A 13,107-nucleotide genomic window follows, 5' to 3' on the forward strand; every position below is an offset into this window, starting at 1 on the left:
ACTTCAAAACTTTAACTATCTTTTAGGAATAAACCAACACTAAATTCTCGTTGTTAGCATATGAATAATTTCCTTTTTGTTTCCGCAGAGAATGACGCCATTCCTGATTGTAAAGCTGGTGGCATGGGTGACGTGGTCAGAGACGTACCTAGAGAGATATCGAAACGAGAAGATAGAGTGCACGTCATTGTGCCTTCGTATAATAGACTTCATAAAAACGGAATCTTTAAAACCAAACTTGAATTTAGCCTTAGAGGTATACCATATACAGCAGAATTATATGAAGTGATACCTAAGAGAGTTGATAAGAACATAACCCATTATGTAATTCATCATCCGGAAATTACCGAAGGAGGTATAGCGCATATTTATCACGATGACCCTACAGAACCATTTTATAATGATTTTGTAAAATTTATTATTTTTTGCACGGCTACAGCAGAGGCTATTAAGGTTGGTGCTTTTGGCGATTTAGATATTGTGCATATGCATGATTGGCACTCAGCAGCGCTGTTATTCATTAAAACATATCATCCAAGTTATCAAGATTTGAAAAAGATGCGCTACGTGTATACTATTCATAATCTGGCCATACAGGGCATTCGACCTTTCTATAATAACTATGCTTCTGTCAATCATTGGTTTCCAGAAATACAATTGGATCACAACGCTTTAATGGACTCTCGATATCAAGACTGTATTAATTTAATGGCTGTAGGTATTAGATTTGCAGATGCAGTTCATACGGTTTCTCCATCTTACAAAGAAGATGTCCTTTTACCTAGTAGAAGACCAGAGTTTATAGGAGGAGAAAGTTTAGAAGAAGACCTCATTAGGGCAAATAATGAAGGTAGGCTTTTCGGTATTTTAAATGCCAGTAACTATGGCAATGTGAGAGAGGCGGAAAAAGGATATTTATATAGGAATACCGTTAAAGCTATTTTTAGATGGCTTCAAGAAAATTCAAAGAAGTATAAGGCTGATTTTCTTGCCCATACAGGTGAGAAGATTATGCAGTTTGTAGGTAACAGACCAAAATTTATAGTGTCTAGTGTAGCTAGGCTAACAGAACAGAAATTCTATTTCCTAAAACGATCTCCTGAAGCTTTTGAAGAAATGTTGGCTAGATTAAATGAGATAGACGGTATATTTATTCTATTAGGAACCGGAGATCCTGATTATGAGGAATTTTTTCGTCATATGAGCTATCATCATAAAAACTTTGTGTTCACTAACGGGCAATCAGAAGATCTGATAGATTCTATGTATTTAGAAACAGATTTGTATTTTATGCCTAGCTTATTTGAGCCGTGTGGTATTAGTCAAATGTTGGCTATGAGAAATGGTAATCCATGTTTGGTTCATCATACAGGAGGTTTAAAAGATACTGTTAAACATTTGAAAACTGGTTTTGCTTTTAGTGGAGATACTTATGATGAACAAATAAAAAATATGGTCAAAAGTTTTGATGAAGCTTTGACAATTTGGGAAACGGATAAACCTACTTGGAAAAAGATAAAGGCAAATGCAAAAAAGGCTCGTTTTACTTGGGAAAAATCTCTAGACGCGTATTATGAGTCATTATATCTGTTGTAATGAGCCTATTTCATGGTACTTATTGTTAATTTTACCCCAAACAGATTTTTGAAATTGTTAAAACAATACTGTTTTGTTAACTTTACGAGAAGTATTTAAAACGTAAACATAAAAATGTCAGATAAAGCTATTTTAGAATATAATGGTGAAAAATATGAGTTTCCTGTAATTAAGGGAACCGAAAATGAACTTGCAATCGATATCAAATCTTTGCGTTCAGTTACCAAAGGGATAATTACTATTGATCCAGGTTTTAAGAACACAGGCTCATGTGAGAGTGCTATTACTTTTTTAGATGGCGAGAAAGGTATTTTACGTTATAGAGGTTATTCAATAGAAGAGTTAGCAGAGAAAGCAGATTTCTTAGAAGTAGCTTATGCATTGATATTTGGAGACTTACCGAACGAAGAACAGTTAGCAAAGTTCCATAAAGATATAAAAGATGAATCTCATGTAGATGAGGAGATGAAAAAGATTTTGGACGGATTTCCAAAGTCAGCACACCCAATGGGCGTATTGTCTTCTTTGACCAGTGCGTTGATCGCTTTTAACCCCTCAACTGTCGATGTTGGTTCAGAAGAAGCAATGTACAAAGCAATTGTGCGTATTTTAGCTAAATTTCCAGTGCTTGTTGCTTGGACGTTAAGAAAAAAGAAAGGTCTTCCGTTAGATTATGGTGATGATAATTTGGGGTATGTAGAGAATATTCATAAAATGATGTTCAAACGTCCTAATCAAGATTATAAAAAGAACAAAGTTGTTATTGAGGCGCTAGATAAATTATTGATTCTACACGCTGATCATGAGCAAAATTGTTCTACCAGTACTGTTCGTATAGTAGGATCTTCTCATGCTGGATTATTTGCATCTTTATCTGCGGGTATTTCTGCACTTTGGGGACCACTACATGGTGGTGCTAACCAAGCCGTATTAGAAATGCTTGAAGCCATTGAAGCGGATGGTGGAGATACTAAAAAATACATGGCAAAAGCTAAAGACAAGTCAGATCCTTTTAGATTAATGGGCTTCGGACATAGAGTTTATAAAAACTTTGATCCACGTGCCAAGATTATCAAAGTAGCTGCTGATGAAGTACTGGCAGATTTAGGTATAGACGATCCTATTTTGGAAATTGCAAAGGGACTAGAGAAAGAAGCACTAGAGGATCCTTACTTTGTGGATAGAAAATTATATCCTAATGTAGATTTCTATTCTGGTATTATTTATAGAGCTTTAGGTATACCTACAGAAATGTTTACAGTAATGTTTGCTTTAGGAAGATTACCTGGGTGGATAGCACAATGGAGAGAAATGAGATTAAATGGAGAGCCAATTGGTAGACCTAGACAGGTTTATGTTGGTGAAAATTTAAGGTCTTTTGTCGAACTGGACAAAAGGTAGATTGCTACCATTAATAAAAAAACAAAAAAGCTCTTTTAATTTTAAAGGAGCTTTTTTTTTGTGCCAAATTTAAATGCAGATTTTAAAACATACATATGTTACAATTAAATGTTAATGATGAAATTTCACCTTTAAAAGCAGTTGTTTTGGGTATAGCCAAAAGTTCTGGGCCAACACCTACGCTAGAAGAGGCTTATGATCCCAAATCAAAGGAACATATTAAAGCTGGTACATACCCTACCGAAGCTGATATGATTGCTGAAATGGAGGCTTTTAGGAAAGTCTTTGAAAAGTATAATGTTAAAGTTTTCAGACCCGAAGTTCTTGAAGATTGTAATCAGATTTTTACTAGGGATATTGCTTTTGTAATTGAAGATAAATTGATCAAAGCCAATATATTGCCTGATCGTGAGAAAGAAGTGGAAGCAATTTTGCATGTGTTGGATAAAATAGATGATGGTAACATTCTAACTCCGCCTGAAGATGTTCATGTAGAAGGTGGTGATGTGATGCCTTGGAACGATTATATTTTTGTAGGCACATATTCCGCAGCAGATTACCCAACATATATTACGGCAAGAACTAACAAAGCTGCTGTTGAATATTTAACAAAACAATTTCCACAAAAAACCATTAAGTCTTTTGAGTTACGCAAGTCTAACACTGTGGCTCAGGACAATGCCTTACATTTAGATTGCTGTTTTCAACCTTTAGGAAAAGGAAAAGCAATCATACATAAAAACGGATTTTTAGTAGCCGAAGAATACCAATGGTTGGTAGATTTTTTCGGGAAGGAAAATGTTTTCGAAATTGATGCGCAAGAAATGTATCACATGTACAGTAATGTTTTTTCCATTTCACCAGATGTAGTAGTTTCTGAAAAAAGCTTTACACGTTTAAATAATTGGTTGCGAGAACAAGGGTTTACGGTAGAAGAAATTCCGTATGCTGAAATATCAAAACAAGAAGGTTTACTGCGCTGTAGTACGTTACCCTTGATCAGGGCATAATTTATAAATCAACTAACCACAATTTAATTAGTACCCCTATGCAAATAACAAATACAATACTGATGATTCGCCCGGTGTCATTTAGAATGAATGAACAGACCGCTGTCAATAACTACTTTATGGAAGATATTGATATGAAGAATCAAGAAATAAATCAGAAAGCTCAAGAGGAGTTCGATGCATTTGTATCCGTATTGAAAAATAAAGGAGTAAATGTTATTGTTGTTCAGGATACCAAAGAACCTGATACGCCAGATAGTATTTTTCCTAATAATTGGATTTCTTTTCACGCCAATGGTACGGTAGGTGTTTACCCAATGTTTGCAGAGAATAGAAGAAATGAGCGTAGAGAAGATATCTTGGACGTCTTAGAAAAGAATAATTTTAAAATAAAAGATGTTATTGACTATACGTCTGCTGAAGATGAAGAATTGTACCTAGAAGGTACAGGTAGTATTCTTATAGATAGGGTAAATAAGAAAGCCTATTGCGCTCTTTCTGAACGCGCAGCAGAAGATTTGTTTATCGAGTTTTGTGAAGATTTCGATTTCTTTCCCGTAATCTTTACGGCAAACCAATCTGTAGATGGTAAAAGGCTACCTATTTATCATACTAATGTAATGATGGCTCTGGCAGAAACTTTTGTGGTGATTTGTACAGATGCTATCGATGATAAAAAGGAAAGAAAAAATGTTTTAGACCATCTTAAAAAAGATGGGAAAGAAATAATAGCCATTACAGAGCAACAAATGCATCATTTTGCAGGCAATATGCTTCAAGTCTTGGGTGGTGCTGATAAGAGGTATATGGTAATGAGCTCAGCGGCCTACGGTAGTTTAACTCCAAAACAGATTGCCCAAATTGAAAATCACTGTGCTATTCTACATAGCTCATTACATACTATAGAAACTTGCGGTGGTGGTAGTGCTCGCTGTATGATGGCAGAAGTGTTTCTTCCAAAGAGCTGAATAAATAACTACCCTGTTAGGATAATATATGTTAATGGGATACCATTTTTGTGAAGTATTCGCTATCTTCAAAGAGCTTAGGTGTTTTTATACCTTTTAAAATCTCAATGAAGTTACAACCAATTTATATTTTTTTAGCAATATCTGTTGTGGGCTTGCTGTTTGCATGGGCAAATACTCCTAAGATTTCAACTTATGAAATTGTAGCAAAGGAATCTCAAAATTCTAATGATGATTATGATAAGATGATGGATGTACTTACCCATCCACGTTGTATGAATTGTCATCCTAGTGATCACATTCCTAAACAAGGTGATGATAGTCATCCCCATTATTTTGGTATGGCAAGGGGAGAAGATGACCACGGGTTTGAGGCAACTAATTGTAATACCTGTCATCAATCTGAAAATAATTTAAATTCAGGTGTTCCCGGTGCACCGCATTGGGCTTTGGCACCTGCCTCTATGGCTTGGGAGGGATTAACAAGAGCAGAAATCGCAGAACGCCTATTGGACAAAAGTACAAATGGTAACAGAAGCCACAAAGAACTGGTAGAGCATATGACCGAAGATGACCTGGTGCTATGGGCTTGGGAACCGGGTATTCATGCAAATGGAGAACAACGAACGTTGCCTCCGGTTTCAAAAGAAGATTTCAAGAAAGCTGTTGAAAATTGGTTTGCTAACGGAGCGGTTATCCCTTCTAAATAATAAAACTATATGGAAATTTCTTTAACTGTAAACGGTGTTCTTAAAACCGTTGCTGTAACAGATGTAAACACACCCTTACTATGGATTGTTAGAGATACTTTAGGCCTAAAGGGGACCAAATTTGGTTGCGGGAAAGCGGCTTGCGGGGCATGTACGTTGCATGTAGATGGTGAAGCGGTACGCTCATGTTCCTTCCCTGTGAAATTTGCAGAAGGTAAGGAAGTGACTACAATTGAAGGTTTGGGAAATAGAGATAACCCGCATCCTGTTCAGCAAGCATGGATAGCGGAAATTGTACCACAATGTGGCTATTGTCAACCTGGTTTTATGATGGCAACCGCTGCACTTTTAAATAAAGTGCCTAACCCTACAGATGAAGATATTGATAAGAATATTATTAATGTATGTCGGTGCGGTACGTATTACCGTATGAGAAAAGCCATACATAAAGCAGCTGATTTGCAATTAAATAGAGAAAGTAACGAATCAAAAGAATTGTAGATCATGGCTGATAAAGAGAATGGTTCAAAAAAGGTATCTAGACGTAAGTTTCTAGTAAGAGGTGGTTTGGGTACTATAGGTGTAGTTGCTATTGGTGCGTATATTTTTAGAAACCCAATTCGTAGAGAATTGTTGGGTTTTGCAAATTCGGTTGAAGCACCATTTACGGATAATACCGATAGACCCATGGTGTGGTTTGAGGTGACTGCTAACAATGAGATACTATTGCATTCTCCTAAAATGGAAATGGGACAGGGGACATTTACCGGAATTGCTCAAATGGCTGCAGATGAATTGTCTGTTTCTATGAGCCAGATTAAAGTTGTACATGCCGCTTCATCTACCGGTAACGTTGATAGTTTTGCCACGGGAGGTAGTACTTCAATTTCTGGATTATGGAAACCGCTTAGAGAACTCGCCGCAATGCTTAGGGTAATGTTAATTAAAGAAGCTGCTCTTAAAATGGATATTGGTAGCGATGAACTTTTAGTTAAAGACGGAGTTATATCCGGCAATGGAAAAATGCTGACTTATGCGCAAGCTGCTGAGGGAGTTGAGAATTGGGAAGTGCCAGATGTTCCTGCTTTAAAGGATAAAAAAGATTATAAATATATTGGTCAACCAGTACCTAGAGTAGATTTAGATGCTAAGGTTTATGGTGATCCAATTTTTGGCATGGATGCAGAAATGTCGGATATGCTTTATGGTGCGGTGGTAAGACCTACTAAAATTGGTTCAACTTTTGTCAGCGCAGATACTTCTGCAGCAGAAAATATGCCCGGTGTAGTTAAAATTATAGTCGAGGAAGATTTTGTAGGTGTGGTTGCAAGCTCAATGTTAGAAGCAGAGAAAGCAAAAGATGCTATAGTTGTTACTTGGGATAGTTACAATAGTTTAGATACATCTACCATTAAAAAAATGATGACCGTTGGTAACGGAAATTCTACAACAATACAGAAAAACGGTGAAGCCTTCAGGGAAGATGATGATTTTGAAAGCCTAGAGTTTAGAAGTCCTATTGGGGCACATGCTCAAATTGAACCTAATGGTGTAGTGGCTTCTGTAGAAGGTGACAGTGCCATCATAAAAATTTCAACACAAGTTGTAAGCATTACTAGAAAAGAGGTTGCAAAACGTTTAAATTTAGATACTGAAAAAGTGAATATTGTACCAACTTACTTAGGCGGTGGTTTTGGTAGAAGGTTACATACTCCCCATGCCGTACAAGCAGCTGTGATGTCTAAAGCAGTGGGTAAACCAGTAAAATATTTTTTTAGTAGAAAAGAAGAATTTCAGCATGATATGTTTCGCCCGCCAACACATCATGTTATTAAAGGTAAATTGAATAGTGAGGGGTATTTAGATACGCTAGAACATGAATTTGTGAGTGGTGATGTTGCTACTGATTCGGCATTAATACCTAATGCGTTGACTAACGTTTTAGGTGCAGATGTAGGTGCTATTCGGGGTGGATTTATTCAATACACGGCTATTCCAAATTTTAAAACGGTGTATTGGCATGTAGTTTTGCCTTTTGCAACCAGTTGGTGGCGTAGTTTGGGTTTGTTGGCAAACACATTTGTTATGGAAAGTTTTATAGATGAAATGGCGATAAAGGCTAGTAAAAATGCGGTAGATTTTAGATTGCAACAAATAGGAGAGGAGCCAATTGATATACGCTTAAAAAATGTGATTAAGGCTGCAGCCAAAAAAGCAAATTACCATGAAGAAGTCGTTAATGGTCGTGCTATGGGTTTTGCTGCTTCTATAGATGCGAATACACCTTGTGCACAGGTGGCTGAGGTTTCCATCGTTGCCAATGAGATTAAAGTACATAAAGTTACGGTTGCCTTAGATCCTGGTTTGGCGGTTAATCCTGATCAGATTCGTGCGCAATGCGAAGGTTGTGTGATCATGGGAATGAGTGCTGTACTCTACGAACAGATGTTCGTGGAAGACGGTGAATTAATACCAACCATATACGGCCCTTACCAAATGGCTTTGATGAAGAACGCTCCTAAAGTAATTGATGTGGTGTTACTGCAAGGTAAAGATACTCCCGGAGCAGTAGGAGAACCTCCGTTAGGACCTATTGGCGCAGCAATAGCAAATGCAGTTAGAAGATTGACAGGTGAACGTCTCACGGAACTACCTTTGAAAATATCAAGAGCGAGTAAACTTTAATAAGTGATGCCATCTCTTTTCCACCTTTTATGGGTCCATAAGTATAGTTCAGGATACTTTTCAATGATTTCCTCTAGTTTATGGGCATACATATCAATAATATGCTGTTCGTTCAATGTAGCGGTTTGGTTCACAATTTTTTCAAAGAAAAGTTCATAAGTACCTCTTTTAATTTTCTTTAAATATGGGAGGAATATTACTGAATCTGTCTTTTTCGCTATTTTAGCGGCACCAGTGAAAAATGAGGTTTGTTGATTAAAAAAAACTGTTTGCTGCTTACCTGATTTTCCTAACGGACTTTGGTCACCAATAACACAGTTCATTGATACAATGTTGTTATTTTTAAGATGAAGTAAATGACGATAACCTTCATTGCTTGGTATACAATGTACATTAAAACGTTCTCGCATTAAAATGAACAAGTCATTGAAATAGCTGTTGGATAATGGTTTGTATAAAGTGTTGCAGTTTACATCTAAAAAAAGAGGCACAGTAGTTAACCATTCCCAATTGCCTTGATGCGCCGTATAGAGCATTACATTCTCATGATTTTTTAAATGATTCGTTAATTTGGATAAATTATTGATTTTAAACCTGTTTTGAATTTCACTTGGTTTTATGGTCAATAATTTAATAGCCTCAAAAAACATGTCGCAAAAATGCTTGTAAAATTTTTTGGAAATGGTATTGATTTCTTTTTTGGTCTTATTTGGGAAAGCAACATTTAAATTTTTACGAACCACCTTTTTTCGGTAACCAAGTATGTAATAAGTTAAATAGAAAGTTAGGTCAGATATAATATATAAGAGCCAAAAAGGCAGCACTGACAATACATAGAAAGGGAAAAAACGTAAATACTTCATAATCATCATTTTTAGGAATCGGAGTTAGATTGTGCCTAAATAATTTCACAATAGTAGTCGTGAAAATGAAATGATGATTACTCTAAAAAATAAAAAAATGGCTTTTTACCAAATAGTGTTTAATTGGTAATGGTTTTAGCAATATTCTTGATCATGCCGCCAAAAATGAAATAGTGGAACGGCACAATGCTATACCAATATAACCTACCTCGTAATCCACGTGGTCTAAAAGTTGCAGTTTGGTGTAACACATTGTTCTCATCAATTTTAAATTCTAACCAAGCCTCGCCCGGTAGTTTCATTTCAGCAAATAGCAGTAGTCGTTTTGCTTTTTTATCTGCCAATAGCACGCGCCAAAAATCTAAAGAGTCGCCTGCGTTTATTTTATGAGCATGTGTTCTTCCGCGTCGTAAGCCAACACCGCCAGAAAGCTTATCTAAAAACCCGCGTATTTTCCAGAGCCAATTGCCGTAATACCATCCGGTTTCACCGCCAATGCTCCAAATGCGTTCTAATACCTCATTAGGATTCGAGATTTTAAGTTGTTTGTAATCTTTCAGAATACCATATTTAGGTACTTGTATATGTTTTTCTAGGTTGTCAACAAACCTACCGCTGATCATACTGTCTTTCCAGCTACTGACCACTAAATTTTGTTCAATCTTTTTAAAGGCTAAATCAATGGCTTCTTTATAGGTGTGTGGTTCAATACCCAGTATTTCTTGTAATCTAGTATCCTTGGCAATTACTTCGATCTTCATACTGTCTACCAGATTCAATGCCAACTTGTATGATGTAGAAGTAACAAAATAAAGCCAATAGGAGGATAATTTCGGAGTCATAACGGGTACGGTCCAAATCCAGTTTTTAAATCCTCTGACTTCGGCATACTTATGCAGCATTTCTTTATAAGTGAGTACATTTGGTCCGGCAATATCGAAAGAATCGTTATACGTTTTATCGTTCCCTAATACTCCAGTTAAAAATGTAATGACATCACGTATGGCAATAGGTTGCGTTTTGGTCAATACCCATTTAGGTGTAATCATCACAGGTAGTTTTTCACACAAGTCGCGAATAATTTCAAATGATGAACTACCGGAGCCTACAATGATTCCGGCTCTTAAAACCGACAAGTTAAAATTACCTTGGTAAAGAATATCCTCCACATTTTTACGGGACTGTAAATGCTTTGAAAGATTTTCATCATTGACGATTCCGCTTAAATATACCACTTGCTTAATCTGAGTTTTGGAAACATAGGTATTGAAATTCTCAGCGGTTTTCGCCTCCATGTTATCAAAGTCCTGCGTTGATGAACTCATGGAGTGAATTAGAAAATAAGCGGCATCAATATCTTTGGGAACCACATTTTCTTTGGGTTCTTCTAGAAAGTCAATTTCAATGACTTCTATTTGTTGCCTGGTTTCTTTATCTACTGACAGTCGGGTTTCATCACGTACTGTGCAAACTATCTCATGCCCCATTTTTAAAAGCTGCGGTAAAAGTCTCATACCTATATAACCATTGGCACCTGTGAGCAGTATTTTCATAGATCTTCAATTGATGTTGGTGCATTATCTGCTTTATAGCTAAGTATTTTTTTAAAGAATTTTTGCACTGCTTTGGTATCAGATTCCACTTTTATAAAATGATGGTCTTTATAAATAGAATATACAGATGCTTCGCCTTTATACATAGAAAGTTTGTAGTAGGGTATTACCAAAGCGTATGATTCTAACAAAGACCTAAACCCAACTATGATTCCCTTTGGGCGCATTTCAATATTGCAAGTGTCCCTATTATTGTCTAAAATCAGCAAATTTCTTATTTCAATACTTGTTTCGGTAATCATAAGTTTTGGAGAGCCAATACCGTTTAAAGCCCATCTTTCCTTTAAAGCAAAAGGCTTACCTACTTCGGCGTCAATTTTTCTTGAAACCTCCTTGTTATTATACGATACGTTTACAAGCATGATAAAATTTGTTGCGCAGTTTTTATTAAAGTTAACGAAATGCTGAATGAATGCCGCATCTGTTCACCTTAAAGCATAAAAAATGATTAATTTTGCAGCCTTAATTAAACATTTTGGTGAATATTCAAGAGGTACTATCAGATAAAGTAAAAGAAGCGGTAAAATCTATTTTTGACAAGGAATTGCCAATTGTAGAATTTCAGCCTACACGTAAAGATTTTGAAGGGGATATCACGATTGTGGTTTTTCCAATGTTGCGTGTTGTTAAGGGGAACCCTGTTCAAATTGGTGAGCAAATTGGTGCATACCTGGAAGCCCATGTAGATGCTGTTGCTGGCTTTAATGTAATCAAAGGATTCTTGAATATCGTTATCAACGATGGGTTCTATTTAGATTTTTTCAATTCAATTTCTTCAGTAAAAAATTATGGATTTGTAAAGGAGTCTGATGATGCCGTAATGGTAGAGTATTCTTCACCAAATACGAACAAACCATTGCACTTAGGTCATATTCGTAATAACTTATTAGGTTATTCTGTAGCTGAAATTTTAAAGGCATCAGGTAAAAAAGTCTACAAGACCCAGATTATTAATGACCGTGGAATTCATATTTGTAAAAGTATGGTGGCTTGGCAGAAATTTGGAAACGGAGAAACGCCAGGATCTACAGGGTTAAAAGGAGATAAGCTAGTTGGTAATTATTATGTTGCTTTTGATAAGGCATATAAAGAGCAAATAGCGGAATTGGTTGCCAAGGGTACAGAACAGAAAGTTGCTGAAAAAGAAGCGCCACTTTTATTGGAAGCACAAGAAATGCTTTTGAAATGGGAGTCTGGTGATGAAGAGACTGTAGCGCTTTGGAAAACCATGAACGGATGGGTGTATAAAGGTTTTGAAGTGACTTATAAAAATTTAGGAGTTGATTTTGATACCCTGTACTATGAAAGTGATACTTACCTTTTAGGGAAAGATGTTGTTGCGGAAGGATTAAAAAAAGGTGTTTTCTTTAAAAAAGAAGACGGCAGTGTTTGGATAGATTTAACCGAAGACGGATTGGATGAGAAAATTGTGCTTCGTTCAGACGGTACTGCGGTTTATATGACCCAAGATATTGGTACTGCCATACAACGTGTAAAAGACCACCCAGATGTCAGCGGAATGGTGTACACGGTTGGTAATGAGCAAGATTACCACTTTAAAGTATTGTTCTTAATACTACAAAAACTTGGTTTTTCTTGGTCTAACAAACTACACCACCTAAGTTATGGTATGGTAGATTTGCCTAGCGGAAAAATGAAAAGTAGAGAAGGTACTGTGGTAGACGCCGATGATCTTATGGCTGATATGACACAAACTGCTGCAAATATCTCAGAAGAGTTAGGTAAGCTTGATGATTATAATGAAGAAGAAAAGCAATCGCTTTATCAAATGATCGGTTTAGGGGCTTTAAAATATTACATATTAAAAGTAGATCCTAAAAAACGAATTTTGTTCGATCCTGAAGAATCTGTGGATTTTCAAGGAAATACGGGTCCGTTTATTCAATATACCTATGCACGTATTCAGTCTATCTTAAGAAAGGCAGAAAGTATGGGGATTGATACTTCTAACGATGCCAAGGTTACGGAATTACACGCGAAAGAAAAGGAATTGATCAAGCAACTACAGTTGTTCCCAGATACCATTCAATTGGCTGCGGATAATTATAGTCCGGCATTGATTGCGAATTATACTTATGATTTGGTGAAGGAATTTAATTCGTTCTACCAACAAGTCTCTATTTTAGGTGAGGCAGATGATGAGAAGAAAGTTCTACGTGTGTTGTTGTCTAGGAAAGTAGCTGAGGTTATACAAGATGCCTTCAAATTATTAGGTGTTGAGGTGCCTGAACGTATGTAAT

11 protein-coding genes are annotated in these 13,107 nt (G+C 36.4%); 8 read left to right on the forward strand and 3 right to left on the reverse strand.

Annotation, left to right across the window (positions count from 1 at the left end):
- Positions 1–60 precede the first annotated feature (60 nt).
- The 7 genes from BW936_RS06240 (at position 61) to BW936_RS06270 (ending at position 8,370) form a co-directional block, all read left to right on the forward strand.
- Positions 61–1,596, forward strand: a complete 1,536-nt coding sequence (locus BW936_RS06240) for a glycogen synthase (RefSeq protein ID WP_076547402.1) — start codon at positions 61–63, stop codon at positions 1,594–1,596.
- Positions 1,597–1,710: 114 nt separating this feature from the next.
- Positions 1,711–2,997, forward strand: a complete 1,287-nt coding sequence (locus BW936_RS06245) for a citrate synthase (protein WP_076547403.1) — start codon at positions 1,711–1,713, stop codon at positions 2,995–2,997.
- 95 nt (positions 2,998–3,092) lie between these two features.
- Positions 3,093–4,007 carry a dimethylarginine dimethylaminohydrolase family protein gene (locus tag BW936_RS06250; protein ID WP_076547404.1) on the forward strand — a complete coding sequence of 305 codons (915 nt, stop codon included), beginning with the start codon at positions 3,093–3,095 and terminating at the stop codon, positions 4,005–4,007.
- Between the two features lie 38 nt (positions 4,008–4,045).
- On the forward strand, positions 4,046–4,975 hold the full coding sequence (gene ctlX / locus BW936_RS06255) for a citrulline utilization hydrolase CtlX (protein ID WP_076547405.1): 930 nt from the start codon (positions 4,046–4,048) through the stop codon (positions 4,973–4,975).
- A gap of 107 nt (positions 4,976–5,082) precedes the next feature.
- A complete protein-coding gene (locus BW936_RS06260) occupies positions 5,083–5,685 on the forward strand; it encodes a hypothetical protein (RefSeq protein WP_076547406.1) in 603 nt (200 codons plus the stop codon).
- A gap of 9 nt (positions 5,686–5,694) precedes the next feature.
- Positions 5,695–6,186: a (2Fe-2S)-binding protein gene (locus BW936_RS06265; RefSeq protein ID WP_076547407.1), complete on the forward strand. Its 492-nt coding sequence runs from the start codon at positions 5,695–5,697 to the stop codon at positions 6,184–6,186.
- A 3-nt stretch (positions 6,187–6,189) separates the two neighbouring features.
- Complete coding sequence (locus tag BW936_RS06270; protein ID WP_076547408.1) at positions 6,190–8,370, forward strand: xanthine dehydrogenase family protein molybdopterin-binding subunit; 2,181 nt, start codon at positions 6,190–6,192, stop codon at positions 8,368–8,370.
- On the opposite strand, the gene BW936_RS06275 is transcribed toward BW936_RS06270, so the two are convergent.
- From BW936_RS06275 to BW936_RS06285, 3 genes are all read right to left on the reverse strand, one after another.
- A complete protein-coding gene (locus BW936_RS06275) occupies positions 8,367–9,233 on the reverse strand; it encodes a lysophospholipid acyltransferase family protein (RefSeq protein ID WP_159439002.1) in 867 nt (288 codons plus the stop codon). The genes BW936_RS06270 and BW936_RS06275 overlap by 4 nt on opposite strands.
- A gap of 119 nt (positions 9,234–9,352) precedes the next feature.
- The gene (locus BW936_RS06280) at positions 9,353–10,786 is read right to left on the reverse strand and encodes an SDR family oxidoreductase (RefSeq protein WP_076547410.1); all 1,434 of its coding nucleotides are present in this window, start codon (positions 10,784–10,786) and stop codon (positions 9,353–9,355) included.
- Positions 10,783–11,208, reverse strand: coding sequence for a hypothetical protein (locus BW936_RS06285; RefSeq protein WP_076547411.1), 426 nt, complete (start codon positions 11,206–11,208; stop codon positions 10,783–10,785). Before BW936_RS06285 ends, BW936_RS06280 begins: the two co-directional genes overlap by 4 nt.
- Positions 11,209–11,324: 116 nt before the next feature.
- Between BW936_RS06285 and argS the strand changes: the two genes are divergently transcribed.
- Positions 11,325–13,106, forward strand: a complete 1,782-nt coding sequence (argS, locus tag BW936_RS06290) for an arginine--tRNA ligase (protein ID WP_076547412.1) — start codon at positions 11,325–11,327, stop codon at positions 13,104–13,106.
- The last annotated feature ends 1 nt before the right edge of the window (position 13,107 follow it).

It is taken from the genome of Maribacter ulvicola (assembly GCF_900155985.1).
GTDB lineage: Bacteria > Bacteroidota > Bacteroidia > Flavobacteriales > Flavobacteriaceae > Maribacter > Maribacter ulvicola.